The sequence below is a fragment of the Kribbella albertanoniae genome (genome assembly GCF_004348455.1).
In the GTDB taxonomy this organism is placed as follows: Bacteria; Actinomycetota; Actinomycetes; order Propionibacteriales; family Kribbellaceae; genus Kribbella; species Kribbella albertanoniae.
On record NZ_SMKA01000001.1, the window covers coordinates 78,795 to 105,107 of the forward strand.

Annotated in this window: 25 protein-coding genes; 23 read left to right on the forward strand and 2 right to left on the reverse strand. The window is 65.0% G+C overall.

The window, feature by feature from the left end; translation table 11 throughout:
• Position 1: 1 nt before the first annotated feature.
• The 23 genes from E1261_RS00330 to E1261_RS00440 all read left to right on the forward strand — a co-directional run bounded on the left by E1261_RS00330 (position 2) and on the right by E1261_RS00440 (position 23,786).
• On the forward strand, positions 2-352 hold the full coding sequence (locus tag E1261_RS00330) for a hypothetical protein (RefSeq protein WP_132399852.1): 351 nt from the start codon (positions 2-4) through the stop codon (positions 350-352).
• Between the two features lie 276 nt (positions 353-628).
• Positions 629-859 carry a hypothetical protein gene (locus E1261_RS00335; protein WP_020385243.1) on the forward strand — a complete coding sequence of 77 codons (231 nt, stop codon included), beginning with the start codon at positions 629-631 and terminating at the stop codon, positions 857-859.
• Positions 860-1,228: 369 nt separating this feature from the next.
• Complete coding sequence (locus E1261_RS00340; RefSeq protein ID WP_132399855.1) at positions 1,229-1,708, forward strand: single-stranded DNA-binding protein; 480 nt, start codon at positions 1,229-1,231, stop codon at positions 1,706-1,708.
• A 246-nt stretch (positions 1,709-1,954) separates the two neighbouring features.
• Positions 1,955-2,410, forward strand: coding sequence for a hypothetical protein (locus E1261_RS00345; protein WP_132399858.1), 456 nt, complete (start codon positions 1,955-1,957; stop codon positions 2,408-2,410).
• Positions 2,411-2,600: 190 nt separating this feature from the next.
• Positions 2,601-2,951 carry a hypothetical protein gene (locus tag E1261_RS00350; RefSeq protein ID WP_132399861.1) on the forward strand — a complete coding sequence of 117 codons (351 nt, stop codon included), beginning with the start codon at positions 2,601-2,603 and terminating at the stop codon, positions 2,949-2,951.
• Between the two features lie 12 nt (positions 2,952-2,963).
• On the forward strand, positions 2,964-3,254 hold the full coding sequence (locus tag E1261_RS00355) for a hypothetical protein (RefSeq protein WP_132399864.1): 291 nt from the start codon (positions 2,964-2,966) through the stop codon (positions 3,252-3,254).
• A 107-nt stretch (positions 3,255-3,361) separates the two neighbouring features.
• Positions 3,362-3,592, forward strand: a complete 231-nt coding sequence (locus E1261_RS00360; protein WP_132399867.1) for a hypothetical protein — start codon at positions 3,362-3,364, stop codon at positions 3,590-3,592.
• Positions 3,593-3,659: 67 nt separating this feature from the next.
• On the forward strand, positions 3,660-4,034 hold the full coding sequence (locus E1261_RS00365) for a hypothetical protein (RefSeq protein ID WP_132399870.1): 375 nt from the start codon (positions 3,660-3,662) through the stop codon (positions 4,032-4,034).
• A gap of 1,339 nt (positions 4,035-5,373) precedes the next feature.
• Positions 5,374-6,675, forward strand: coding sequence for an ATP-binding protein (locus tag E1261_RS00370; RefSeq protein ID WP_132399873.1), 1,302 nt, complete (start codon positions 5,374-5,376; stop codon positions 6,673-6,675).
• Positions 6,672-7,220 carry a hypothetical protein gene (locus E1261_RS00375; protein ID WP_132399876.1) on the forward strand — a complete coding sequence of 183 codons (549 nt, stop codon included), beginning with the start codon at positions 6,672-6,674 and terminating at the stop codon, positions 7,218-7,220. Before E1261_RS00370 ends, E1261_RS00375 begins: the two co-directional genes overlap by 4 nt.
• Positions 7,221-7,368: 148 nt before the next feature.
• Positions 7,369-7,992: a hypothetical protein gene (locus tag E1261_RS00380; protein WP_132399879.1), complete on the forward strand. Its 624-nt coding sequence runs from the start codon at positions 7,369-7,371 to the stop codon at positions 7,990-7,992.
• On the forward strand, positions 7,985-9,808 hold the full coding sequence (locus E1261_RS00385) for a hypothetical protein (protein WP_132399882.1): 1,824 nt from the start codon (positions 7,985-7,987) through the stop codon (positions 9,806-9,808). The genes E1261_RS00380 and E1261_RS00385 overlap by 8 nt, the downstream gene beginning before the upstream one ends.
• Positions 9,805-12,501 (forward strand): ATP-binding protein, encoded by a 2,697-nt coding sequence (locus E1261_RS00390; RefSeq protein WP_132399885.1) that lies wholly within the window; start codon positions 9,805-9,807, stop codon positions 12,499-12,501. The genes E1261_RS00385 and E1261_RS00390 overlap by 4 nt, the downstream gene beginning before the upstream one ends.
• Before the next feature lie 373 nt (positions 12,502-12,874).
• Positions 12,875-14,011: a hypothetical protein gene (locus E1261_RS00395; RefSeq protein ID WP_238175920.1), complete on the forward strand. Its 1,137-nt coding sequence runs from the start codon at positions 12,875-12,877 to the stop codon at positions 14,009-14,011.
• Complete coding sequence (locus E1261_RS00400) at positions 13,983-14,324, forward strand: hypothetical protein (RefSeq protein ID WP_157630293.1); 342 nt, start codon at positions 13,983-13,985, stop codon at positions 14,322-14,324. The genes E1261_RS00395 and E1261_RS00400 overlap by 29 nt, the downstream gene beginning before the upstream one ends.
• An 82-nt stretch (positions 14,325-14,406) precedes the next feature.
• Positions 14,407-15,519 (forward strand): EcsC family protein, encoded by a 1,113-nt coding sequence (locus E1261_RS00405; RefSeq protein ID WP_238175921.1) that lies wholly within the window; start codon positions 14,407-14,409, stop codon positions 15,517-15,519.
• A gap of 450 nt (positions 15,520-15,969) precedes the next feature.
• Positions 15,970-16,704: an HD domain-containing protein gene (locus E1261_RS00410; RefSeq protein ID WP_165952286.1), complete on the forward strand. Its 735-nt coding sequence runs from the start codon at positions 15,970-15,972 to the stop codon at positions 16,702-16,704.
• Between the two features lie 149 nt (positions 16,705-16,853).
• Entirely contained in the window at positions 16,854-17,264 is a 411-nt protein-coding gene (locus E1261_RS00415) for an NADAR family protein (protein ID WP_132399891.1), read from the forward strand.
• Positions 17,261-17,773 (forward strand): SLOG family protein, encoded by a 513-nt coding sequence (locus E1261_RS00420; RefSeq protein ID WP_132399894.1) that lies wholly within the window; start codon positions 17,261-17,263, stop codon positions 17,771-17,773. The genes E1261_RS00415 and E1261_RS00420 overlap by 4 nt, the downstream gene beginning before the upstream one ends.
• Before the next feature lie 73 nt (positions 17,774-17,846).
• The gene (locus E1261_RS00425) at positions 17,847-19,361 is read left to right on the forward strand and encodes a site-specific integrase (RefSeq protein WP_202874226.1); all 1,515 of its coding nucleotides are present in this window, start codon (positions 17,847-17,849) and stop codon (positions 19,359-19,361) included.
• Positions 19,358-21,280, forward strand: coding sequence for a hypothetical protein (locus tag E1261_RS00430; protein ID WP_132399897.1), 1,923 nt, complete (start codon positions 19,358-19,360; stop codon positions 21,278-21,280). Before E1261_RS00425 ends, E1261_RS00430 begins: the two co-directional genes overlap by 4 nt.
• Complete coding sequence (locus tag E1261_RS00435) at positions 21,277-23,379, forward strand: hypothetical protein (protein WP_132399900.1); 2,103 nt, start codon at positions 21,277-21,279, stop codon at positions 23,377-23,379. Before E1261_RS00430 ends, E1261_RS00435 begins: the two co-directional genes overlap by 4 nt.
• A gap of 41 nt (positions 23,380-23,420) precedes the next feature.
• Positions 23,421-23,786: a hypothetical protein gene (locus tag E1261_RS00440; protein ID WP_132399903.1), complete on the forward strand. Its 366-nt coding sequence runs from the start codon at positions 23,421-23,423 to the stop codon at positions 23,784-23,786.
• Positions 23,787-24,044: 258 nt separating this feature from the next.
• Here the strand turns inward: E1261_RS00440 and E1261_RS00445 are convergent, their stop codons facing one another.
• Both E1261_RS00445 and E1261_RS00450 read right to left on the reverse strand, forming a co-directional pair.
• Positions 24,045-24,875: an N-6 DNA methylase gene (locus tag E1261_RS00445; protein WP_238175922.1), complete on the reverse strand. Its 831-nt coding sequence runs from the start codon at positions 24,873-24,875 to the stop codon at positions 24,045-24,047.
• Between the two features lie 76 nt (positions 24,876-24,951).
• The gene (locus E1261_RS00450; RefSeq protein ID WP_132399909.1) at positions 24,952-26,256 is read right to left on the reverse strand and encodes a ParM/StbA family protein; all 1,305 of its coding nucleotides are present in this window, start codon (positions 26,254-26,256) and stop codon (positions 24,952-24,954) included.
• Positions 26,257-26,313 lie beyond the last annotated feature (57 nt).

Genomic DNA, 26,313 nt, shown 5'->3' on the forward strand with positions numbered 1-26,313 from the left:
AATGACCGATTCCGATCCGAACCTGACCGTCATCGGCAACGAGATACCGATCCGCTTCTCCGGAGGCCTGGTCGAATTCGTCGGCACGGTGCTCCACGACCCGGCAACCGGGCTACTCATACTGGACACCGGCGACGGTGAGCCCGAGGAGTACCTGAGCATCTCGCTCGATGCCTACGGCATCTCCCGAGCAGCCGACGACGAGGTCTTCGTCAAGGACTGGTCCGAAGGCGAGGGAGTCGCACAGAGCCTCATCGACGCAGGCCTGGCCGAGGTCGTCGGCGAGCACAGTGTCGGATCGTTCTCGTCGCGGGCCGTGCGTCTGCGCATTCTCCCGAAGCACGCGAGCTGATCAGCATGCTCGAGGAAAACGGCGGACCCGTTCCTTACTAGGAGAACCCGCAAGGCATCCGGGCTGCAGAGACACAGCGGCTTCAGTAGGGGAGAAGCTGCAGGACAAAGAGCAGGGATCAACGGAGTTGATCCGGGCTTCATTTGGACAGCACACCTGGTCTGGCTGATCTCGGCCTCGGCGGTCTGCTTGTCGCCACTCAACCGCCTATCCCGTCGACTGGTGCATGACACCTCGGCCGGAGGATGCCTACGGCGTTCACAGGAGGACTGCCCCATGCCCGCACACGATCCGAGCGAGACCGAGATCGACATCGCCGTAGCACAGAAACAACTCGTAAAGCTCGCCGAAGAGCAGCGGCGCATTCAGGACAAGATCCAGGTGGAGCTGAGGACCCAGAACCTGATCGCGTTCTTTGCCGTCCTCAAGCAGCCTGCCAGTCCGGGCGCCGACGACTCAGAGCTCGAAGAACTCGAGCAGGACATTCGCAGCCGCTTGAAGAGCTGATCTGCATGACGCTGTGATGGCCGATCTAATGGCTGCTTCAGGAGGCTCTGGCGCGCCCATCAGCCCCTCTTCCTGCGCCAGGTGTTCGACAGACCCTCATCGGGGCCAGGGACCCAAGCAGAGCAGGGCATCAGGCCAGGCGACGTGGTTGATCCGCGACCCAGAAAGCGTTACTGCACTCGATCGGCGAGGCCGATTCGGGCGGCGAGATGACTACTGAATTGTGACGAGTCGCCTGAACGGCGCAGCCCATTCGAGGCATGCCACGAGCCCAGTCAGCCACCTGTGGCAAGCCGTCTCGGCAATGGGATCAGCAAGTCCATAGCCGTGCCCGCTCCTCCATCCAGCCAACTCACCCAAGGAGACAACATGTCGAACCCGGTCAACCACGGAACCCTCGTCGGCCGTCTGGCCCGTGACCCGATCCGATTCAACAACAGCGACGGCTCGCAGAAGGTCGTCTTCACGGTTTTCGCGGACCGCGACTACAAGAATGCCCACGGCGAAGCTCTGTCGGACGCGATCTCCGTCGAGGCGTTCGTGCGCAAGGAGACGACCTTCGAGGAGACTCCCTTCGCCAAGATTCATCAGGGAGACAAGGTCGCGTTGAGTACGACCTTGCGTATGGATTCCTACGTGCGCAACGGCGAGAACATCTTCGACCTGAAGGTCGTCGTCGAGAAGGTCACTTTCCTCGATTCGCTGCAGGTGACCCAGGCCCGCCTGGCTGAACGCGTTGCCGCTGCCGAGCAGACCAACCAGGCGGCCCGCGCAGCTGTGCCGGCACAAGCCAAGGCCCTCGTCGGGGCCCAGAGCTCGCCGATTGGCTCCGAACTCCCCTTCGGCTGATCACATCCGGCCAGCAACGCAAATACCTGCGGACGGGAACCACACCGGGCATCGGCTGCTGCCGGGAGATGGTTCCCGTCTTCTGGACAATGCCGCGCCGATGCACATCAGCGTGGCCTGGTCCTGGCCTGGACGAGACTCCGCACCCGGCCCGGCCCACCAGTCACTTTTCTGAGCGAACACCCGAATCCATCGCAGCCCCAAGAAGAGGCCCCACCATCGGAAATGAATTGAGAGTGCTGCCCCATGCCCGAACCACTGCTGTCGAAGACGTGGCGCTTCCTGCACCGCGGCCAGGTATTGCGTACTGCGCAGGGTTTCCGCGCTGCCTGGGCCACACATGCGATGGTCGACGGACTCGCGCCACGCATGCTCTGTTCTGAGGCAACAGCGCTAGCGGACCTGCTGTGCGCGTTGGGCGAACCAGAGTTTGCCGGCCTGTTGCTGACCGCGCATACCGTCGAGCACGCGGGCGTGCCGGAGCGCGTGGCCCGCCACCACGGCGATTCCAGGATCGACCAGGCCCAAGTAGAGGCCAGGCTCGCGCATTGGCCGGACTGGAACGAGGTCAGACAGCCACTTCCGGCCGATGACGGCCTCGATGTCGCAGCGCATACAGCGGCCTGGGACCAGATCGCGACTACGGACCGGACCGCCGCTGCATCCGGCCGGCCATCTGGGCTGCCAGGTGCTGAGCAGTAGCCCGAGACGCTTCAGGCCCGCGACGAGGCCTGCCGGTGGCCACCAACGTGAGGTCCGATGGCAAGTTGCCGCCCTTCACGTACTTGCCAAGGGCACCGACACCGATGAGTCGCCCAATTCACCCCAGCCCATCACGCGTCACAGATCGACAGCGTCTGTCTGTGGCATTCCCCAGAGGAGATAGCACGCGATGCAGCTCATCAACGACCGCTCCGAGTACGCACAGTTCACCGACGAGCACCTGACCAGCACCGACTGGCAGCACGCTGCCGAGAGCTACCTCGACGCCAGAGTCGAGGGACGCGCGTTCACTGCCCACGGCCACTGGCCCCGCGCGGTCCAGCGCACCCTGAAGCAACCACTCGAGCAGCACGTGATCTTCTCTCGCATAATTCGCGATGAGTTCACCGGCGCGGTGATGGTCGCGACCGACATCGCCGCGGTCAACCTCGCCACCTTGTGCGCCTGGGCCGCGGAACCACCGCAGAACCAGACAGCCCAGTCCGATGGCATCGACTGTCATCGACGAACCCCGGAATGAGGTGATGGCTGGATGAGCCAGCCCGTCGCGGTGTCGGACCTGAATCCAGGCGACTACGTATGGGACATCGGGTGGACAACGCCACTGTTCGTGACAGGAGTGTCGACCCCCATGCACCCGGCACTGGAAACTGCCGGCTACCTGGTCGTCGCCGGTCACCGGTACCTACTCACCGAGAACCACTGGAGCCCGCGCGAACAGAAGCTCACCCACCGGGCCAACAAGCAACTGACACTCGATGATCCGGCCGCGGCCGCCTCGATCTACGGCGCACCGGCAGGCAAGGAAACGATCGATGGCTAGAACGATCACCACCATCAAGCCCACCACGGTCTAACGCGGCACCGTCTCCAGATCCAAGCCACGAACACCGGACGATCTACAGAGCCACCGGAGCCACGGAGGAAGCCGTGAGTCAAGAATCTCAAGGCGAGATCGATGCTGCATGGCAAGCCATGAAGCTCAAGCACGGTTGTGTCTGTCTGAAGAACCAGACCTCTCCTGAGTGCAACCTGCACAAGGACCAGAAGGAAATTTCGGTCATGTTCCAGGGGCTCTTCGACAAGGCCGCTGACATCACCGACATCGAGTTCAGCCATCGCATGGACGCCCTCCACATCGATATCTACGGGGAGGCGTAGCGAGCAAATCCGAACCATCGCCTGGTGCCGGCGGCCCCGTTGAGCACACCAAGCTGAGGAGCGCTGCTTGACCAACCTCGTCCACAAGTACGCCGAACTGCAATACACAATTCCCAGGGCCACCGCCGCGACGATCCTGCATCGGGCAGCCGCCGACCCGAACGACCAAGTGACGCTGATCGCCGACGAAGGCGGCATCACTGCCACTGTCACCCTGCAGACCGGATACGACAGCGCCGCCCAAGCGACCAGCGACGCGGTGACTCTGGTCAGCGCCGAGATGTACCGCCATACCCGTCAGCAAAGTGGCATCCCGGCGCCCTGGCGGGTGCTGATCGTCGACCGCGACGGCATGGCCGACCACCTCGCACATCCGCATGCCACCACCGGCCCCGAAACATTGTCTCCGCACGATGACGGCTTGGCCGGAACCACATCCTGATCCACACCGTGGTCATCGAATGCCCTGGTTAGAGCCCAGGCCGGACGGGGACCCCTCAGCGGCGACGACCGTGAGGATCAGCAGCCAGGCAGATTCCCGCTGACCTGGACCGACAAATCGAGTACTCCGGGCGACCCCCGCCGATCGAGCCTGGCGCTCAGTCGGCGGGGGTCTTCTTTTCCGCGCAGGGCAAGAGCCCGTCGTTGTGACATCTCGCCGTTTGAGGACTGCGGGTGAGGCGCCGGCCCCTGTGCCGGCTTCTGGCCCACTGTCACTCAGGCAGTAGCCGTCTGGCCATGACCCGGACGGCGGTTGAAGGGAGTACGCAATGGCTGAAATCTCCTGCGCCCACTGCAGGAAGACATGGGACACGCACTATCTGCGGCATGAAATGGGCTGGTTCAAATGTGTCGACTGTGGCGCGCCCATCACGAAATTCAGAGACGGGAGCTGGCAGGACAACCGCTTCCCTTGGCAGGGATCACCGGGGAACTGTACGCATCCGCTCGGCGGCGAGCTGCACTGGAACATCACCCACCGCGCTGGTGTCCCCGATGAGATCGCCGACAGCCTTGACCCGGAGGCCTGGTTCGAGGCTGTAGTTGCTGACCTGGGTTGTCCCGAGTGCGGGGTGCATGGCGGGGGCCCAGCACCCCGAATGTGGACACTGATGCGGTGGGTGCGTTCCTCGATGAGGAAGATCAAGAGAGCGGCAAGCTGACCGCCCACTGAGAGAGTTACGAGAAGCCCTGCCCAGCTTCGGCCGGCAGGGCTTTCTTGTGTTACCAATCTGAACTGGGCTCGGCCTGATCGAGCACGCACCCCGACAGTCCGATCAGGACCCCACAGACTGTTGCCCTCGGCATTGACAGGTCGATGGTGCGAATTGCGTAGCACCGTTCAGGTGCCGACCGCGGGACCTCGCGCTGTTAGTGGCTTCGAGCCGGGCAGGGACGGGGCCATACGCGAGCGAGGCCCGGAAAGCGAATGCCCCGCTGGAAAGCGCGAAGTGAAGGGAGTACCTCTGCTTCGCACCTGCATCAGACGGGGCATTCATGATCCAGTCGCACTGAATCCACCAACCCATGACGGAGGTGGGTGCTCCCAGACCGAAACCATGCTCCCTCACCGTCGAGGCCAGACACAACCACACCCCGACGATGCCTGATGCGAGCGTCGACTTGACGCGACCCAGGCCCCACGCCGCATAACAGGACTCCCCGTTCGCTAGGCCTGCTTCGCTGTTGCGCTGCGAGTTATCCACAGGTAGTTCTGCAGGGATCCGGCTCATCGACCTACGATCGAGACTCAGACCGAGGTCACATGGGCAGGAGGCGGGATGAGCTACGGCAGTCCCTTCACACCTAAGCCCGGTGACGTACCCCTGTGGCCGCATGGGCGCGCCGCCGAATTCGATGCGATCCGGGATCTTGCTCAGCGGGTCGCCGCAGGGGAGGTTGGTGATACGAACGGCTTGCTGATTCATGGCACCCAAGGCATCGGCAAGACAGCGCTCCTCAACGCCGCCAACAGGCAGCTGGCCGATGGTGGCTGGCAGCTGGCGGTCATCAGCAAGTACGACTCGGACGACCTCAGCGACATCTTCCGCAACAGCGTCGACTCCCAACGGATGCGCGGCTTCGCGGCACGAGCTCGAGAGCGGTCGGCGCGTCTGAAGGGCAGCGTCCACGGCGGCAGCCTTTCGATTGGACTGCTGCGCGGTGTCGGCGCCTCAGTCGAGATCGGGCCCTCCAAGATCACGTGCGACGTCGCACAGCAGCTAGTAGACGCCGGCCAGCGTGCTGCCCGATCCGCCCGCCCCGCCATGATCCTGGTCGACGACCTCGAGAACTGGTCGCCTTCCGAGCTCCGGCAGCTCTGTACCGGTCTCGAGCAATGCTCACGGGCGGGGTCTCCGGTCGGCGTGATTGCCACCAGCGCTCCCGCCGGCGACCTACGGCTCGCCCGGGCCGATCGCGCTGGTGTCATCAACGCCCGTCGGCTCGGTCCCCTGACACCAAGCGAGGCCCAGGCGGTCTTGCTGCACACGGCCGGAGCGCGCGGAATCGCTATCGAGCCGGGCGCCTACGAGCGACTCCTGACCTTCTCGCAGGGACATCCACAACGCCTACAGCTAGCCGCCCACGAGGCCTGCAAGGCAATGTCGCCCAACTCAGCCTTGCTGACCGTGGCCGCCGCAGACCACGGCATCGAACGGGCCATCCCCAAGCTGGACCGCCAAGTCCACACACCGAAATGGCACATTCTGACACCAGCAGAACAGTCAGTCGCACAAGCCCTCGCTAGCGTCGGTGGGAACCTCCCGCGCGACCGCGCAGTACTGCGTGCGCACCTGCCAAGAGCAGATCGGGCCCAGTTCGAGCCAGCCTGCGACGCCCTGGTGCGCAAAGACGTGGTCATCGAAGATGCGGCTGGCCGGCTTGCTTTCAGCAACCCCGGCACAGAAGCCTGGATACTGCGCCATCGCCCTCCCATCGGCTCTCCGATCCACGTCTTGCGGGGATCGCCACAGCAGCGTCCACTAAGCTCCCTGACTGCTGGCTCTGGACGACGAGCCAAGCAACTAGGCCAAGGTGCAAGCGCAGACCAGCGCAGCCGACGAGGGATTGGCGGGCCATGACTCAACCTGCATCAGCCGAACGCCAGCGCACAGTACCCGGCCTGGATCTGGATATCGACGACGTCATCGACACCCCAGCCCAGGTCGCCGCGATCGCAGACGCTGCGTCCGACAGAGAGATGGCTGCGATCATCCACTGCACCGAAGCACTCGCTGCCTACGTCGCCGAACTCCACGCCCCGCACGGCTTCGACCAGTTTCTGACGCCAGCCGAATGTGCAGAAGTCACACAGTTCATCGCAGGACTGGGCAAGAACGCCGCTCGTGCTGATGAGTTCTTCGAGCCGCGGACCGGGCTGGAGCTTCGCCGTCGCAACCCGGCAGCCGGCTGGAACGCCACGACCGCGCGTGAGGCGGGCGTGCGAGGGACCGAGCTCCAGACACACGAAGGCCTACCGGCCTACGCGCTCGAATGCATCGCGTTGCTGCAGGCACTGATTGCCTATCTGGACGATTTCCACGGCACCGACGGCTTTCAGGAAGTACTCACGCCGCAGGAACGATCGAAGGTAGGGGAGCTGATCAGCCAGATTCTCAGCGACTGAACAGCCAGCCGAAGGGGAGCACAGCACAAACACCGCTTGTGCATTTGTGAACCGACTTCGCCGGTTTGTGGTGCGCTGGGCACGTTCAGTAACTACAGTTGCCCTGGCGCGGCCCACTGGGGAGACCGCACGTTTTCGGGAGGATGCTGTGGCTGGCACGCGGGCCGGGCTCGAAGGTCGGCAGCACACCCACTTGCTTTTGCCGCATGCCGCCTTGGATGCCCCGCAGCGAGGCTTGTTCGAGAGCGCGTTACGCCCAGCCGGCTGGACAATCGATCCCGACGACAGCTCCAGCATGTCCCTACGCTGGAATCGGGGCCGCGCTGCCCTGCGGCTGCAGACACTCGGCTGGTTCCCACTACTGGTGACGGTCGGCCCGATCGGGAAGGCGACCGCGGTCCACCGGGATGCCGCAGCCAGGCTGACGGCGGCTGTCCTGGCCGGGCGCGGTATGAATTTCACCGATCAGCAACTGGTCGAGTACCTGCCGCAGGCACAAGCCCGCTGGCAGCGCGCGCTGATGGAGCGTCGGCGACTATCCACAGCGGAGCGACTGCTGCGGGCGCGCCGCTGCTCATACTGTGCCTCCTGGTCCGACACGTCCGCGACGCACTGCGCTGGATGCCGTCGACGGTTCACCGTCGCAGACGACACGGAATGGAACACCACAGTCAGCCGAGCGACGGCAACCGTGGCTGAGGCCGAGGCGATCCTCGCCGACCTGGCGCGTGGTGTGGTGCTGGAGCGGCTGACCGGGGCGTCGCATGGCTGAACCGATCGTTGCGACCCGTGAGGCCGAGCAGTGGGGCTGGGAGTACCGCGGGCAAGAGGTTGTAGTCGTCGAGCAGCAAGACCCACCAGTTCCCGCCGTGCCGCCCCCGTCGACGCTCGCTACGCTGGAGACCAAGCGTGCTTCTGCAGCCCGGGTAAGTCCCGTCCTGACCTGGGCGACGGCGGGAGTCATTGCCGCAACGGCTGTGGTCTACGTCGCCGTCGATCCTTTGCTGGCCCTGATGCCTGCCGTGATGGCAGTGGGTCTCGGCTGGTTGCGCTGGGGTCGTCCGGAGATGCTGCGCCAGGCTGCGGTCAAGGAGCACCAGCGGTGGCTGGCCGACTGTGTCACCACGATGGCCGGGTTCGAGCGGGACGTACAGGTTTGGCAGCAGGAGCTGAGCCAGCGGGAGCAGACGAAGGCGCTACAGGTCCGTGCCGTGCGTCCATGGGTGCCGGTAGGCCCGGTGACCAAGGAGCGCGTCGACCTGTACGGCGGGACCGCCGCCGGCTGGCGTGCTGCGCTGCTCGCGATGGGCAGCTCGCTGATGAGTGCGGGCGGGCGGCTCGTGGTACTAGACCTCACCCAGGATGCCGTCGTTGAGCCGCTGCGCCGCATGGCCGGCGAATACGGCGCACCGATGCGGTCGGCCGTCGTACCGAACGAAGCGAAGGCTCTGAATCCGCTGACTGGCCTGAGCCCGGACGAGATCGGTGTGGTGATCGCGGAAGGGCTGCGCGGGGCAGAGCCCGAGCAGAACGAGTCGCGCGGTGTCGACGCGAGCTTGGTCCAGCAGATTGTTGAGTGCTTGACCGATGGTCCGGTTACGTTCACGAGGCTTCATTTGGCGTTCCAGGTGCTGCTGCGGCAGCTAACGCCGGACCAGCGGGGTGAGCTGACGCGTCCGGAGTACATGAAGCTGGCCGATCTGCTCAGCGAGTCTGCGCGGCGTACGGCGGAGGCGCGGTTGTTCCGGCTGGCTGCTGGCGTGCAGCGGTTGTCTGCCGTCACCGGAGATGAGCCGATGGACGGGTGGGACGGCGACGAGGTTTCGTTGCGGGTATTCGAGCTCTCGCCCCGTGAGTCGGAGCTGTCTGCTTCGTTGCTGCGGCACCTGATGTTCCAGATCACGATGGTCCGAATCCAGCGCGGACAGTTGTCGGGGCTGGGCGAGCGCATCGTCGTGATCGCTGGAGCGGATGCCGTCGCGCGGCCGGAACTCGAGCGGTTCGACAGCATCTGCCGACGCAACGGGCTCCGGCTCGTGCTGCTGTTCGCGCATCTGCGCGACAGCGCCGTGGAACTCCTCGGCGGCGGCGACGCGGTGCTGTTCATGCGCCTCGGGAACGCGAAGGAAGCCGAGCAGGCCGCCACGTTCATCGGTCGGCAGCACCGACTGGTGGCGAGCCAGTTCACGTACTCGCACGGGACGAACACGTCCACGTCGACGTCTGACAGCACCACGCGCGGAAACAGCGCCTCGACGAGCGACTCGGTCGGCGTACAGACATCGGACAGCCGGCAGGCGACGTTCGGGCTGCTGTTCAGCCGGCGGCACCGGTCTGGTTCCAAGACGTCTGGTGAGCAGTATTCGTCGTCGACCACGGGTGGAACGTCGTGGTCGGAGGCGATCTCCAGCTCGGAGTCGAGCGGCTCTACGGAGAGTACGTCGGTCGGGTATCAGCGCACGTACGAGTACTCGATGGAGCCGACGGTGCTGCAGGGCTTGTCACCAACCGCCTTCGTGATGGTGGACCCGCTCGATCCGGCGAGTCCGCGGCTCGGCGACTGCGATCCGCGGTTGGGGGATTCATGATCTCGAACAGCGCGATTCCGCAGTGGCGCATCACCGAGGTGCCGCTGGCCGGCGGGCCGGATACGGATGCGGCGCAACGCCTTACCGCGCTTCGGCGCGGGCTGTTGCCGACGCTGATGATGCTGGCATCGGCTGGGCGGCCGTTCAGTTGCTGCTGGACTCGCGCGGTGGCCGGCGGACCGCTCGAGGTCAGGGTGGGGATCGAGCCTGTGGACGGTTCAGTTTCCCATCCGGTCGGCGCACGAGCTGCCGATGCGGACTCAGTGAACTTTCCCTACTGGGTAGAGGTGAACGGCGCACACGACGTACTCACCGCGCTGCCCGAGGCCGAGGTCGAACCAGCCGGAACGTTGGAGGACATGGCCGAGGTCTTGCCGGCCTTCGCCTGGCTGATCACGGCTGCTCCCGTCGGAGCAGGGGAGCGCTCCGAACTGCTCGACGACCTTCATCTGCAGATGACGATGGGGCTGGACCGCGAGAAGGTCTCAGGAAGGGACGCGCTCGAGCTGGAGCGCAACCGCGCCCGCTACCGCGACTTCTCCGCCGCACAAGGCGGCCTGTGGTCCGTGCAGATCCTCGCAGGAGGGGCCGATGAAGACAGTGCGAGACTTGTCGCGCAGACCTTCGCAGGGGTGGCCGACCTGCACGCCACCCCCTACGCCTTGACTCCGCAGCCTGCGATTCGCACTGAAGCGGCCGTGGCCGAGGCGAGTGCACCCGAGCCGACGGGCTTCACGGCGACGGGTGAGCTGCTTGCTGCGATCGGGCGACCGCCGGTGCGTGAGATTGCCGGTGTTCGTGTGGTCGAACAGGTGCGGTTCGACCTGACGCCTGAGACGCCGGCGAACGGGATCCCGCTGGGCGATGTCATTGATGCGGCCGGGCGGGCGGTCGGGAGCATGACGGTTTCGCAGGACACGTTGAACCGGCACGCATTCGTTGCCGGCGCTACGGGGTCCGGCAAGTCGCAAACGATCCGGCATCTGCTCGAAGGGCTCACTGACGCATCCATACCGTGGCTGGTGATTGAGCCCGCGAAGGCCGAGTACGCGGCGATGGCCGGCCGGTTGGGCTCGGACTCGAGTGTTGCGGTCATTCGGCTCGGCGACCCTGACGCCGTACCGCTGAGTTTGAACCCGCTGGAACCCGAAGCCGGGTTCCCGCTGCAGACGCACCTCGACCTTGTCCGTGCGCTCTTCCTCGCGGCATTCGAGACGCACGAGCCGTTTCCACAGGTGCTCAGCCAGGCGCTGAACCGGTGCTACACGTCGTACGGATGGGACCTCGCGCTGAGCCGAGGCGGGACCGAATACCCGTCCCTCGCCGACCTGCAAACGACAGCGCGCGCGGTCGTTGACGACATCGGGTACGGCGCTGAGCTCGCGGCGGACGTCCGCGGCTTCGTCGATGTCCGCCTGACCTCGCTGCTCCTCGGGACGCCTGGCCGGTTCCTCGGCGGGGGATACCCGCTCGACGTTGCTGATCTGCTCAGCCGCAACGTGGTGCTCGAGCTCGAGAACGTTGGAGACGACCAGGACAAAGCGTTCTGTATGGGCGTCGTACTGATCCGGTTGATCGAACACCTTCGCATGCGGCGTGGACCGTCTTCCAGCCTGCGCCACGTGACCGTTGTCGAAGAGGCGCATCGCTTGCTCAAGGCAAGTACTGACGGCACCGCTAGTCACGCAGTGGAGATGTTTGCCGGCTTGCTCGCCGAGATCCGGGCGTACGGCGAAGGCATCGTTGTTGCGGAGCAGATCCCCAGCAAGGTCATCCCGGACGTCGTCAAGAACTCTGCGCTCAAGATCCTGCACCGGCTACCCGCCGCTGACGACCGAGAAACCGTCGGCGCCACCATGAACCTTGAAGAACCTCAGTCCCGAGCCGTCGTGTCGCTTCCGCCCGGTCAGGCCGCTGTATTCACCGACGGCATGGACCGTCCTGTCCGGGTTCGCATCCCGTTCGGCGAACCGCGCGAGCGACGGGCCGTCACAGCGCCGACGGTCAAGGCTGCCGGACGTCGGGCGCGGCTTTCTACAGTTCGCGAGAGCGCTGATGTTGCTCAGCTCCTTGAGCAGAACCCGAGATTCGTCTTGTGGGTCGAGTTGCTGACGGTGGCTCATTTGGCTGCTGCCCCCAAGCCTCTGCCGCAATCGCCCTGGGCGTTTGATGATGTTTCGCCGGCGGTGGTGGAGCGTGCGATTGCCGAGGCCGTGGGAGCGGCTGTTGCCGGACGGGCGTCGGCGATCGAGCATCACGTCGTACCTGCTCAGCTCATCGACCATCTGGCCGAGGCTGTCCTTGGCATCGTGAGGCGGCGAGAGCTCAGCTGCGCGACCACTGAGATCGAGTGGCAGGCGGGGGCCTATCGGTTCGCGGACGTGGCCGACGCCTTGCAGACCTACACCGGACCGTTTGATGCTCCGCACCCGTTGACGGAGGAGTGGGCGGCTCGTGGGGTGAAGCTGTGGGGATCGACCCTTGAGGAGCAGATCGTGACTTACTCAAAAATCCAACCTGAGAAGGCTTCGCCGTCGTTGTTTCTCGGTGATGGGACGCTCCTTCGGGCCGCCGCCAGTCTGTCCACGGGCACTGATCCGTACTCGCAGCTGATCACCGCAGCCCACGAACTGACGGTGCCTGGGCAATGGCACCGTCACGTCTTCCGGATGCTGGAAGGGGCGGGCGAATAGTTTCATGGACCGGCCACGAAGACCCGAACCCATCGAACCGGATGACTCTTCCGGCCAGACGCCCAGCTCTGACGCTCCAGTCGAGCGGCCTATCTCGGACGCTGTTGACCGCCAGCAGGACCTTGCAGACCGCCGGCCACAGAGTGTCAACGGCGCCGGCGATCGAACTGTCGAGGAGCCATCCACGACCCCTGCTGAGTCAAGCAATGACTCGCCTGCTTCACGGCCGGACGAGGCCCAGGAAGATCGGCCGGATCAATCCTCGGTCCAGCCGGATCGGGATGCCGTAGATCCCGCCGGACAACCAAGTCAGCGAGACGCAGCGACGGTAGACACTCCACGCTCTTCTGGCGACGCCACATCAGGCGTTCAGGTGGCCGGCGACCGAGTGTCTGCGGCCACGCGCGAATTGATGCTGCAACACCCTGCGTTTACACGCTTCGGCTGGGGATCCGGCGACGCCAGCATCACTGAAGATCAGCAGCCGGCCGTGACTGGAAACGCGGACCGAGCACTGCAGATCGAAGGAGGGCGCGACGAACAAGCCGCAGGCGACGAGCCGACCGCCGATATGGTGCATCGCGAACCGACTGGCTCAACAGTTGCCGTCGAAGCGACTGCTACGGAGTCTGAGAACAGTTCGGACCCCTCTACGGACCGCTCCGAAGCCTCCCGGCCGGAACCATTCGGTGACCCAGACCGCAGTTCTGAGGACCGAGCTGAGCCTGATGCGGTACCTCAACAGATCGCGCCACAATCCGATACGCCGGTGCTGCCACATCTCTCCCCTCTGCCTGAACAGACCGAGCGCTCCTCGAGTACCGATGCACGTTGGCAGGGCCATGCCGATGGTGGCGTGCAGGAGGTACCCGCGGGTCACGAGACTGTAGAGCACGGTGACGATGCCGAGGACCCCACGGCGCGCGCCAAGATCGCCGAACAGAGCATTGAGATCGGCCGCGAGGTCGTCCAGCCCGCCGGACGTGCTGCCGATGAATCTGAAGGCTTGTCCTTGGCAGCGATTGACCCTGCACCATCCGCGAGCCCAGACGTCAGGCTCGAGCGGTCGCTGACCAGCGAGGACGGCGATCAGTTGACTACGGATGTCTCGGTGACGACTGAAGATGAGGCTCAACGTAGGTACGAACTCGGATACGATCCTGCGGTTAAGCAGTTCCGTCCCGGTGAAACCGAGACGGCATTGCGTATCGAATCCGAGCGAGGTGTTCAACTCGAACGCGCAAAGAGCGCCGACGAGAAATACGACTGGGTTGACTCAGATGGACGCACATATGACGCCATCGGCAATTTTCCTGCAAAGTTTCTGGATCGCCAGTGGGATAATTTAAAGGAAAAAGTGGAGCATCACCTGGAGAAAGCAGATTTCGTGCCAATTGATGTCGCGAAGTTCACTCCGGAGCAGTGTCAGAGAATCCGCGAAACGTTTGCAGTCTACTATCCGCGTGTATTTATTGTTGGAGATGATGGATTCGATGGCCGGAACGATTGAATTTGGCGGCGGTGAGCGCTGGGATGGCCCGCAATGGGTTTTCAACTTTGTAATGAGCTACCTTGTGACCGCGTTGGATGGTGAACCGATCGCTGAAGAGATCCGTGAGATCGATGAAGAAAATGTTGGTTTCCTGAATATCGGTGAGCTCGATACCGCCATGCGGATCAGGATCTTAACGATGATCCACGAGAGTCTGGTCGCTGATGGCGATGCTCGGCTTCCGGAGGATCTGCCAGGGCGAGCGGGAGGTATAGGTCAACTCCAAGAAGTAGCCGATTCGGCGGGGTCTGCCTTGCGATCAGATCGATAGCCTCAGAGCGACTGGGACCAATCGAGGCCAACGCCGTCGCCGGCAGCTACTGATTCGTCCTCTGTGCAATTACCCTTGCAGCATGGCGGATCCCTCGGACTACGAGCTCGCGGCATGGCGTGACTTCCAACGGTTCAAAGGCCGGCCACTGTCAAGAGGGACGAGAAACGTCGGCGAGCAAATGGCCAGCCGTGCCGCAGGCCTCGGCAAGCGCGCCACGAAGTACCTTGAGGATCACCCACGGGCCGAGTCGGCCGTCTCGCGAGGGCAGGAAGTCGCCGCCAGAAGCGCTCACGTAGTCGGCACCGGAGCTCGCATAGCCGCCGATGCCCTCCCCGACTGGAGCGGCACTGCTTTAGGGTCTGCACGGCGGACGGTGGGACGCATCTCGCGAGTTGGACTCTCGTCCAAACGGGTGGTGTCGATCCACAAGAAGCGCGGACATGACGTTGCATCGCTCTCTGACCTGCGTCGCCTCGACCTTGAGCAGATTGACGCTGTCGGTGGACGAGGAGCGAACTGGTATTACCCGGTTGCCGCGGCACTTTCGGGAGCAGGTGCAGGGCTGGTGATCTCCGGAGGCGAGCTTGTCGCCGCAGCCTCTGGCGGCGCCGCGGCAGCGCCCTCGGGCGCAGCAATCGCCGGCGCCTTCACCGGCGACGCCGCAGTCGTTCTCGGCCTCGCGTCTCGCTCCGTCGGCCACATCTCGCTGCTCTACGGCTACGATCCCGAAGAGCCTGCCGAGAAGCTATTCGCGATGTCAGTCGTCAACGCCGGGACGGCGATGTCAGCTACCGCCAAAACCAGCGCGATGGCCGACATCTCGCGGCTCACCCAGGCGCTCGTCCGCGGCAAGACGTGGGCCGTCCTGAACGAGACAGTTGTCGCGAGAGTCTCCGTACAGTTCGCGAAGGCATTCGGCGTCCGCCTTACCAAGCAGGGGCTCGGGAAGGTCGTGCCCGCAGTTGGGATTCTCGTTGGCGGCACCCTCAACTGGGCCACCTTAGAGGCGATCGTTGACGCCGCCGACGTTGCGTATCGACGGCGGTTCCTTCTTGAAAAGTACCCACACCTCGCCGACGAGGAAGCCCCCGGATCATTTCCTGATGTCGGCTCTGCCGTTCCAGACAACACCGATGAGGTGATCAGCGTGCTCGGTGAACTCGCAGAGGCTGGCGGACCCGACATCCCCTGAACCCCGGGCCAGTTCACATTGACCCTGAAGATTGGGCGCCGCCAACGTGCTCGCGTTTCGGCCGCCGCGGCGCCCGCAACGGGCCCATCCAGGCGATCAACGTTCGCCTATACACCTCCGCGGCCCCAAAACTCGGCTTCCGGAATATGACGACATAGCCTCATTGCTCCACGGGACAGGCGGTTCGGTCCCTACCTACACCCCTGGATCGCGAGGAGCCAGCAAAGACTCGTGGTCGGGACGTGGTTTGCTCGACGATCCTGTGCCATGACGTTCCAGGGTTCAGGGGCGACAGTCGGTCCGGGCGACGGGGCTGGTGTGAGGCGGGGCCATGTGGCCATCGGCTTTCGCGACGGAACGAGGTGACGGGACATCTTGCGCTGCGTTGCAGCGCCGGGGGAGCAGCGACCATCGAGTAGCTCGTTCCCACAAAGAAATGCGAGCACAACCATGAGCGCACTGCCCACTGACTTTCCGCAGGTCCCACTCAAACAGATGGATCCGTCGATGCTCGTTTTCGAGCTCGGCCGTGAGGTTCACCGACTCATGCCCGAGTCGAGCGAGCTCATCACCTCCGCCGCTGCGATGGCATCCTTCCTGCACCGCAGGCAAACCAGGTTCGTTCGTGGTCATCTGCCGTGGGTGCCGTACATCGAGCACCCACTTCGCGTCGCGCTACGGCTGATGCGATGGGGAGTGCGTGATCCAGAGGTCGTGGCCGCGGCTCTGCTGCATGATGTCGTAGAAGACTGCTTCGGAGAACTGCGCAGCGTATTTGGTCGTCAAGACGAGATGGCGCTGGGTTGCCTGGCACGGCTCTTCGGCGATGGGACGGCGCAGCACGTGCATCAGGTCACGAACCCTGCTGCTGTGGTCGACCTGGAGAGCTACCAGAACCACGTGACGGCTTTGGCCTGGTTGCGGACTCCGGCAGTTCTGATCAAGGCCAGCGATCTCAAAGACAATGCTGGATCGATCCCCTACCAGTTGGGATACGGGCAGGACGAGCGGATGCTGCGGCTACTTCGTAAGTACCTGCCGTGCGTGCGCGAGGTTGCACGGGGCTTGAGTGCTATGGGGCTGGAGGCAACATCTGAGTTCGCTTGGTCGGCGGCCGCAGCAGACCTGTGCCGGCTCGCGGCAGAGTTGGAAGAGCTGGCCGGCGAGCTTGGCATTGTGCTGTGAGCTGCCCGCTCCGATCGCGCCAGCGTCTCTGTAAGCCTCGCTCCAGCGACCCATCTGCCCTTCTGCGCTCAGCGGTGCTCCTCAGGCATCAGCACAGCTGATTCGGGGGCGCCCTGCCAGATGAGTGGATACAAGTTGGAGTGATAGCCGTGGGCCAGTTCGATCAGTCACCCATGTTCGCCGGAGAGCTCGCTTTCCTGTCGAACTTTGACCAGACGCCGTTCCTCATGCCGCTCCTGGACGCCGAGGTTGCCTCGGCGGAGCATGCGTTCAATGCGTTGAAGACCGTCGACGAAGACCAGCAGCATCACGTGCTCGAGGCGCCGACGCCGGGGGAGAGCAAGCGCCGCGGGCGCAGGGTGACCCTTCGGCCCGGTTGGGATGCCGGCGTGCGGGTCTGGGCCATGCGGCAAGTGCTGACCGCCAAATTCGCGGTCCCTGCCCTTCGCTACCAACTCGTGCGTACCGAGGGCCGCGTGCTGGTGGAGACAAATCACTGGCACGACCAGTATTGTGCACGTTCGGTCAGTGACCACGTGGGGACAGGAGGGCACCTGTGAAGTTCGAATTGGACGAGCCGCGGGTGTTGTTTTGCGGAAGTCGCCGCTGGCCGTGGCCGAGGACGGTGGAGGCTGTGTTGGATCGGCTTGCGACTCGGCATGGTGACCGGCTGGTCGTGATCGAGGGCGCCGCGACGGGCGCGGATCAAGCGGCTCACCAGTGGTGCGAGCGGCGCGGCCTGTCAGATGACCGGCACAGGTGCCATCCGGTCGACTGGCGCGCCGAGCGCCGAGCCCGGCCCAAGGACTGGCGGATGGCCGGGCCAGACCGCAATACGCGGATGTTGCTGCAGGACCGGCCCCAGCTCATTGTCGCCTTCCATGATCACTTCGTTCTAGCCTCGGGCGGCACCTCGGACATGGCGCTGCGCGGTTTGCTCCGCGAGGTTCCGGTCTGGCTGACGCCGGGCGAGAACCCGCTCGTGGGGCGGTGGCTCACGCTCGATCTCTTTCCGCAGCAACGAAGTGACCGGGTTCGTCGGGAACTCGACGCCGCAGATGCAGCGTGAGTTGTACTCGCATGGTCACTGACCGTTAGAGGTCGTGTAATTTGCCTGAGTGAGTTGTGGATCAAGGTGGCAGGTGTTCTACACGGCTCGGGATCTCCCGGCCATCGGCGAACCGATGAAGTTTCTGGCCGGGTTGCCGTCCGACCTGTCGATCTGCCTGGACGCCGAGGATGTTCCGGACGGAACTCCCTACCTGCTGTCACCGTCGTTCGAGTACGACGTCGCGCTGAACTCGTACTTTCTGTCTCACGAGGTTGTCGGGGCACCGGAGAACACCCGCGTGAACCAAGCCGGAGCCTTGAAGCGGTTCCTCGATTTCTTGTGGAGCGCGAGGTCTGGCCGCTCGTGGCGCGATGCCACCGAGGCCGATCACCTGGCCTTTCACCAGTGGCGTCGCCGGGACGAGGACGGGCCGCGGGTGGCCGGCACGACCTGGAGCCAAGAGGTCTCCCACGTCAACCAGTTCTATGTCTGGGCCGTGAAGGCAGGCCACGCCCGCGCGAACCCGATCCCGCAACGACGGCGCCGATCGGCACCACCCGGCGCGGTTCAGTGGAGGGGTTCCTCGTCGGAGACGGTCCCGGCGACCTACTCCCACGACGAGAACGGCCAACGCATCGAATGGCTCCCGCCAGCGTCCTACCGCAGATGGCGCGACGTCGGACTCCGCGGCTACGGCAGCGACGGGCTCCCGAACACCCGATTCCGGGGCCGGTGGGCGTCACGGAACGCGACATACGCGGATCTGATGGTCCGCACCGGGATGCGACTGACCGAGCAGTCGAGCCTGACGGTGCTGGAGATCCCGACCCCGCGCGGGATGGGCGGCTATCAGCGGTTCTGGCTGCCGGGACCGATCGCGAAGTACTTCTCGGCTCGCTGGATCTACACACCGGAGGGTGTGGTCCAGGACTTGGCGTCGTATGCGGAGTTCGACCGGGCCGAGGTCGTCGACAACGCGCGGGCGGCGGGACGCTACCGCGACGTTCGCCGGCCGCTGGTCATCTCGGACTTGTCCCGGCCGACGGTCGTGCGCCAGGTCGGGAGCGCGGCCCGGCAGCGGATCAAGCTGCGTGAGCTGACCCCGAAGGAACGGCGACGGCTGTTCATCGAGACCGAGGACGGGCTCGAACCTGCTCTGTTCTGGCTCGGCGAGGACGGGATGCCGCTGACGGTCTCAGCTTGGAAGAGCGTGTTCGCCACGGCCAACGCCCGCTGCTCGGATCACGGCGTGGCGCTGGTTTGCCACCCGCATCTACTCCGGCACTCCTTCGCGGTGATCACTCTGGAGCAATTGCAGCGCGGCCACCTCGCGGACCTGGCCGAGCTCACCCCACAACAGCGCGGGCACTACACGCGGATCTTCGGCGATCCGCTGGGCTGGGTCCGGCGGAGATTGGGGCACTCCTCGGTCATGACGACCGGGATCTACCTGCATGCCTTGCAGGAACTGGAGATGGAAACCCGCATGGCTCTGGTTCCGGACGGCTGGGAGGACCCGCGGGACACTCCGCTGTCCCAGCTCGGCGACGCCCACGCACCACCGGTCGAAGACGAGGTCCCGACTGTGACCGGCGGGGCGGCATGACCCGTACAGGCCGCGGGAGCACCCGTTACGGGCGTCCTACCGCGCAGCCGACCGGTGACTACGAGCCGCCGCCCGCGGTCCAGCGACAGGCCGGTGGTGGTGTCACGGTCGCGTTCCACGGGGACGACGACCGTCGACACGAGTTCGCCTTCGGCCGGCTCCCGCTGCCCGGTTGGCACGAACTGCTGGCGTCGGCGTTCGCCGAACGGGTCGGACCGGAGGGCACCCTGCGGACGCTGACCTCGGCGCGGAACGCCTGGATGGCCCTGGGCAGGCTGATGCGGTTCCTCCACGGACAACGCCCGTCCCCACCGTTCACGCCGGACGGGCTGACGCTCGCTGACATCAAGGCGTTCTACTGGCACCGCGCTGCCGGGAACGTCTACCTGGGCCACGCCGATCTCCGCGATGTCCGCGGCATCCTGCTCGCCGGGCAGATCGGGCACCTGCTGGACACCGGGGTGGTCGACTTCCTGCAGCAGCGGTTACCCGGCCGCAACCACCTGGGCGGCGAACCCGGCTACTCCAACGGCGAGCTGACCCGCCTGGTCTCCGCCGCACGCGCTGACGTCGCCGCGATCCGGGACCGCATCAAGGCCGGCGAGGACTTGGTCGCCCGCTACAAACAGGACCCCGACGCGGTCGCCGCGGCGGATCGGGAACTCGCCGCCGCGCTGGCGATCATGTCGGACACCGGCGCGGTCCCCGACATGCTCGGCTGGGGCGCGGTGATGCTGCCGAAGCGGATCAACCTGGCCAGCCACCTGTTCCTGACGTTTCGGGACCTGGCGCCGCTGATGGTGCTCCTGGCCGCGGTCACCGGCCGCAACGGCGAAACGCTCAAGGAGCTGCCCGCTGCCCACAGCGTTCTCGACGGCCGCGCCGTCGAGCTGGAGGTGATCAAACGTCGCCGCGGACCGCGCAAATGGTTCGAGAAGGTCACCTGGGAAATCGGGCCGCCAAGCCGGGAACTACACACCCCTGGCGGGATCTATCTGCTCCTGCTGACCCTGACCGCCCGCAGCCGGGCGGTCTGCGGTTCGCCCCACTTGTTCTGCGTCTGGGGCAACCGACACCGCGACGGCGAACGCGGAACCCCCGAGCACTCCGCGGTCTTCTCCGCGACGCTGCACGGGCGGGACCTCGCGTTGTCGAAATGGGCCGCCGAACGACACGACCCGGTGCTCGCCGATCCTGCGCCTACACCGGCTCGACGGGAGGGAGACGAACCGGCCGCCGAGCCCGACCCGGTCGCGCTGAAGGTCTCCTTCAACCGGATCAAGACCAGCGTCGACGTCCGGCGCACCAAGCAGCTCGGAGGCCATCTGCCCTCCGCTGCACGCAGCAACACCATGCCGGTCTTGTTCAACAGCTATCTGCGGTCGGACCCGACCATGCTCGACTGGGCGCACGAGGTCATGGCCGATGCCGTCTCCGAGGCTGAACGCGCAGCCCTGGACGCGCACGAACGAGCCCTGACCGCCGCAGGCGGCGCCCTTCTCGTCGTCGCAGGGCCGACCGAGGCCGACCGGCTCGAACAGGCCGGACTCGACCCAGAGACCGCCCGGCAGGCCGTCGACGGGCAGTTGGACACGGCCTGGACCGGTTGCGTCGACCACGATCACCATCCCGCGACCGGCAGCACCTGCTCCAGCTCGTTCCTCGACTGCTTCCACTGCGGGAACTGCCTGGTCACCGCCGATCACCTCCCGAGGCTGCTCGGCCTGCTCGATGCGTTGAACACCTGCAGGTTGCGCATATCCGAGACCGACTGGTGGAACCGCTACGGCCCGACCTGGGCCGCCATCACCCGCGACATCCTCGCCAAGTTCAGCCCCCAGGAACTCGAACAAGCCGGCCACCGCAAGTCCGCGGATGCCCTCCTCGACCTGGTCGAAGCACCCTGGGAACAGCCGTGAAGGCCGCCGCCGCCACACCGGCCGCCCTTGCCGAGGACGCGTTCGTCCTTGCCGGGCGAGAACTGATGCCTGGCACGGTCTTGGAGTCGACCGCACGACTCGGTGAGGACGTCTGGCGGCTGCGCCCTGCGCAGTTGCAGGCACACGAGCGTTCCCACATCCTCGACTTCCGTCGCATTCCCGCTCGCTATCGCTTGGCATGCAAGGACTTGTGTCATGGATTGCTGTCCGGTGAGCCGCCTGCGCACGAGAAGCGGCCCGCGATGAGCGTGGTCCGGACGTTGTTCACCGAACACATCCGGTTCCTCAACTGGCTCGCCGAACGCGCCGGGCCGGACGAGTCCGCACCTACCTTGGCGGCGCTGACCGCCGATGATCTCCTTGGCTACCAACGCTTTCTCGTCAAGACCTTGCCGAAGTCGCACAACGCTCGGTCCTTTGCGCGAGTGGCGGTGCGCTACTTCTGGCGGTGGCGCAGCCACCTCACGATCGACTGGCTGAGCATCGATCCACTCCACGTCGAGGGCTGGGCAGAGCCACAAGCACCGCGTCATGCTCGGGAAAACACCACCGACCGGGTTCCAGAGCAGGTTCTGGGACCTCTGGTCGCGTGGTCGCTGCGGTTCGTTGACCTGTTCTCTCCGGACATCCTGGCCGCGGATCAGGAATGGAGGGCGTTCCGCGACCCCAACCGTCTCCAAGGCACCGGCGACCCTGGTGCTGCCCGCTCCGTCCTTGCCGCGTTCCTGGACGACCACGTTGCCCGGAACAAGCCGCTACCGGGCAGGAATGGCGTGGTCAACGTCTACTTCGTCGCGACCAAGCTCGGCATCGCGCGCCACAGCATCGAACGCAACCAAGAACTCGTGGACGCTGCTGTCGACGTCGTCGGCGTCTCGTCTCACACCACGTTCGACACCCCGATCTCGGTCGAACTCGACGGCCGGGCTTGGATCGATGGGTTCGCCACCAACCACAACGACCCCGACAGTGTCGCCCGCCTGGCCCGTCACCTTCAGGTCGCCTGCTACGTCGTCATCGCCTACCTGTCGGGCATGCGCGACAGCGAGGTCAAGCACCTCCGTCGAGGCTCGGTGCGCATCGAACGCGACACCGACGGCATCGCCTACCGATGGAAGGTCAATAGCCTCGCGTTCAAAGGCGAGAACGATCCGAGAGGCGTCCCCGCGACCTGGGTGGTCGGCGAACCGGTCACCCGCGCCATCGGCGTCCTCGAAGCGCTGCATCCACCCGAGGTCGACCACCTGTTCGCGAGGCTTGGGCACGGACCGGGCAGCAAACCGTCCTCAGCCACTACCGCGCTGACCAACACCAGCACCAACATCCAGCTCAACATCCTCGTCACCTGGATCAACACCTTCTGCGCCCGCCACGATCGCGTCGACGTCATTCCCGACGTCAAGGGCCAGGTCTGGCACCTGCACACCCGGCAGTTCCGACGCACCTTGGCCTGGTTCATCGCCCGTCAGCCGGGCGGAGCCATCGCCGGAGCCGTTCAATACCGCCACCACGGCATCCAGATGTTCGAGGGCTACGCGGGCACCAGCGAGGCCGGTTTCCGAGCCGAGGTCGAAAGCGAACAAGCACTCGCCCGCGGTGAGCACCTCATGACCATGATCGACGCACACGAGCATCACCACCTCGGCGGCCCTGCAGCGACCGAAGCCGCCCAGCGGCTGGACGAACTCGGTGATCAAGCCCTCTACCAGGGCAAAGTCGTGCTCGACAGGCACAGGCTCCTGCGCATCATGAAGAAGAACGATCCGGGCGTCTATCCCGGTGAATACATCACCTGCGTCCACGACCACACCAAGGCTCTCTGCGAGCGCGCCAAGCGCGGCCGCAGCGAAGGGCTGCCCGATCACGGCGGCTGCCAGCCATTTGCCTGCCGCAACGTTGCCCTCACCTCGGAGAACACGGCGGCCCTTCACAAGGAGATCCGTCGACTCGATGCCCGTCTCGCCACGTCGCCGCCGCTACCGCCCTTGCTTCACCACCGTGTTCTCAGCCGCCGAAACGAGATCGACGTGTTCCTGATCCGCAACGCCCTACCCGACGAGCCGCACGCAAGCTCATGAGCCGACACGCTGACGTTCCTTCGGAAGTCCATGTCCGCAAAGTGCTGCGCGAGCAGCTAGACCGCGCGGAGCAGACCGGCGGGCGTCCGAGCGTGCTTGCTCTCGCCCGTCATTTCGGGCTCAGCAACACGACCTTCCGCCGCCACTTCCCATCCATCGCCAGCGAGATCGGCACCGCTCGAACCACACCCCCTCCAGAGGATCAGCCACGCGGCGCCAGCCGCTATGACCGCCTTGTCGAACGCAACGCGAAACTGCGTCGAGCCAACCGAGATCTCTCCGACCACATCAAGCTCGCCGCCGCCCACATCCAGCGGCTGGCCCTGGAGAACGCTCGACTCACCCAACGGCTCGAAGCCGCCAGCAAGGTCACGAGGATCGATACACGGTCCAGACACCGCACATAGCACCCGATCACAACCATCGCCGGTCTCCGCTGATCCACAGTTTCAAACGGTCAACGGTCAGCTTCAAAGCCTGACTACAACCAGTACTGGGGCTCGTGCTTCTGCCCGAGGCATGAGCAGACTCCCGGTACGAATATGCTCGGCGAGCTGCTGATGGTCATCCGCGCACGTCACAGCTCAACGACCTAGTTTCCCCCGAAGAAGCCCTCCTGGATCTCTCTGATCCGGGAGGGCTTCTTTTTCGCTGAGGCCGTCTGTCTATCGAGCCGTCCCCAGAGGTATCAGGGGCTTGCCAATCGGGTCACCTGGCGGTGACAGGAGAAGCCGTCGGCTACGACCCGAATCCAGGTCGGCGCAGCCTGGAGCCGTCCTGCACGGCGTTGTGGTGAACGGAGGACTGTCGGACTGCGGCGCCGAGTCGAGCAGCTTCTGCGCTCTCTCCACCGCGTCGGCATGGCGGAACTTCCAGCCCCATCCGCCGAGGATGTGCGCCGGTGTTCGCCAGCTGTCGAACGTCTCCATGGTGAGGGTGTTTCTGCGGTGCACGACCGCGGGAACATGGAGCAGCGACAGGTGGATGTAGGCCATGTGGACGGCCTGGGGTGCGATGTCCTCTGCCGTCACGTGCAGCTGGGTCTGGGGGTTCAATCCGGCGGTCCGCATCTCCTGAGTGATGGCGACGATGAACGCGGCTGCTCCACACGCCGGTTCGTACAGCCTCGCGAAACCCTGGGATCGGACCCGCTCGGCAATCGCGTCGATCTGCATCCCTGCCATGAGCCTGGCGACGTCGTAGGGGGTGTAGAACTGTCCGAGGCGGCCATTGCCGAGCTCCAGTTCCATGTAGAGACGGCCGAGTACGTCGCACGGTGCTTCCGCCATCGCATTCACGACGAGCGCGAGGGCGTGCGCGAAGCGGTTCAGTTCCTCGCGGTCGTAGCGACCCGCAACGCGCAGGTACTGCTCCTCGCGCTCGTCGTACCCCCAGGAATCCACCGCGTTCCGGACAGCAAGAGCGGACATCTCGACGAAGTCGTCGAACACTTCCGACATACGCTTCGCGCCGGCGTTCGCCTCGAGCAGCTTCACAATCTCCCGGTAGCCACTCACGATGCAGGCCCGCCAACGCCATCGTCGAAATGCGGCATGAGGACAGGCGGGACCATCAGACAGCCACCTCAGCAGTGGTCTCGTTCTGCGCCATGCTGCCGATCTCCACGTGGCGCGCGGCAATGTACATGCCCTCGCGATTGAGGTGCCGCGAGTAGCTCGAGTCGAGATAAAGCACCGGAATGTCGCCGGCCACCTGCAGGAGTGCCGGGTGCAGCAGCTCGCGGACCGGTCCAGCGCCGCCGCCGTAGACGTAGACGACCTCGGTCGTCGCGCCGGCCTGGGAGAGAACGTCACCGAATGCCGAGACGATCTCATCGACCAGGTACCTCGCTTCATCGGTCACGAACCCGGCCGCCCGCTCGTGCCTACCCTTCTGCAGCATTGAGGGCTCGCCCTGGAGGAAGTCCGCGAGCTGCTTGCGTGACGTGAACTGCAATGTGGAGTCCGACTCGCTCATGCGTTCCATGGCGTTCATGAGCGCGGTGCCGTAGCCCTGCTCGAGCGTAAAGGCCGCCTCGGGGTTGAACCTGCCGTCGGTGAAGACCGGGAAGTTGACCGTGCCTTCACCGACATCGACGCCGATGGTGTTGCGGACCGCCACCAGGTGGGCAGCGGTGACGTCCTCGGCGAGGTGACCTTGGCGGCCGCGGAGATCGTCGAGAAGGGCCTGCGCGAGCGGCTCGCCCTTGTCGGTGATGGCGAACTGGGCCGACGCGCCTTCGGCCATCACCTGGACGTCGACGAACTCGAGACGAACCGAGACCGGCGTCGAGAAGTTCTTGATCGTGACCAGGTGCACCACTGGCGCGGCAGTGCCGGCAGCGCCCATGAACTCGGCGGCGTAGGTATGGCGGCGCGCGACGAACTCAGAAATCGGCAGAGCCAGACCGGCGCGAATCCTCACACGCAGCTCGCGGTCGGGAAGAGTGCCCGCTGCACGAACGTGGTCGCGCAGCGCCTTGGCTGCGAAGACGCCGAGCACGAGCACCTTGGCGAGTTCCTGGTCGACCTTGCTGTGCTTGCCCAAAACCTCGAACTCGGTGAACTTCGACCCGCGCGCGTGGAGCGACGAGCGACCGAAGATGCGGCGGTCGCTGGCGGCGATCAGAGGAGTGGTCATCGTGCAGTCGAGCCGGTTGTAGAAATCATCGCCAGCCTTTGCGGCATCATCGCCGAGCACCTCGGCGGCGGTCGCGTCCGGGAGCGGCACCTTCGGGTTCTGACGGGTCGTTGACACGACCGCTGACGGGAGGTCGATCTCGTCGAAGACGCCGGTCTCTGTGTTGCGAATGACGCCCTTCACGTAGCCGTTGCCAACGTCGATACCGCCGGTAAGGGTAATGGTCTCTGCGCTCATGTCTGGATCCTTCTTTTGCATGGTCTGGTGATCTGCGGCACTGCGGCGGGCACTGGA

Coding starts and splice junctions, on each gene's coding strand:
- E1261_RS00330 (WP_132399852.1), top strand. CDS start 2: ATGACCGATTCCGATCCGAACCTGACCGTCATCGGCAACGAGATACCG.
- E1261_RS00335 (WP_020385243.1), top strand. CDS start 629: ATGCCCGCACACGATCCGAGCGAGACCGAGATCGACATCGCCGTAGCA.
- E1261_RS00340 (WP_132399855.1), top strand. CDS start 1,229: ATGTCGAACCCGGTCAACCACGGAACCCTCGTCGGCCGTCTGGCCCGT.
- E1261_RS00345 (WP_132399858.1), top strand. CDS start 1,955: ATGCCCGAACCACTGCTGTCGAAGACGTGGCGCTTCCTGCACCGCGGC.
- E1261_RS00350 (WP_132399861.1), top strand. CDS start 2,601: ATGCAGCTCATCAACGACCGCTCCGAGTACGCACAGTTCACCGACGAG.
- E1261_RS00355 (WP_132399864.1), top strand. CDS start 2,964: ATGAGCCAGCCCGTCGCGGTGTCGGACCTGAATCCAGGCGACTACGTA.
- E1261_RS00370 (WP_132399873.1), top strand. CDS start 5,374: ATGAGCTACGGCAGTCCCTTCACACCTAAGCCCGGTGACGTACCCCTG.
- E1261_RS00375 (WP_132399876.1), top strand. CDS start 6,672: ATGACTCAACCTGCATCAGCCGAACGCCAGCGCACAGTACCCGGCCTG.
- E1261_RS00385 (WP_132399882.1), top strand. CDS start 7,985: ATGGCTGAACCGATCGTTGCGACCCGTGAGGCCGAGCAGTGGGGCTGG.
- E1261_RS00390 (WP_132399885.1), top strand. CDS start 9,805: ATGATCTCGAACAGCGCGATTCCGCAGTGGCGCATCACCGAGGTGCCG.
- E1261_RS00400 (WP_157630293.1), top strand. CDS start 13,983: ATGATGGATTCGATGGCCGGAACGATTGAATTTGGCGGCGGTGAGCGC.
- E1261_RS00405 (WP_238175921.1), top strand. CDS start 14,407: ATGGCGGATCCCTCGGACTACGAGCTCGCGGCATGGCGTGACTTCCAA.
- E1261_RS00410 (WP_165952286.1), top strand. CDS start 15,970: ATGAGCGCACTGCCCACTGACTTTCCGCAGGTCCCACTCAAACAGATG.
- E1261_RS00430 (WP_132399897.1), top strand. CDS start 19,358: ATGACCCGTACAGGCCGCGGGAGCACCCGTTACGGGCGTCCTACCGCG.
- E1261_RS00450 (WP_132399909.1), bottom strand. CDS start 26,256: ATGAGCGCAGAGACCATTACCCTTACCGGCGGTATCGACGTTGGCAAC.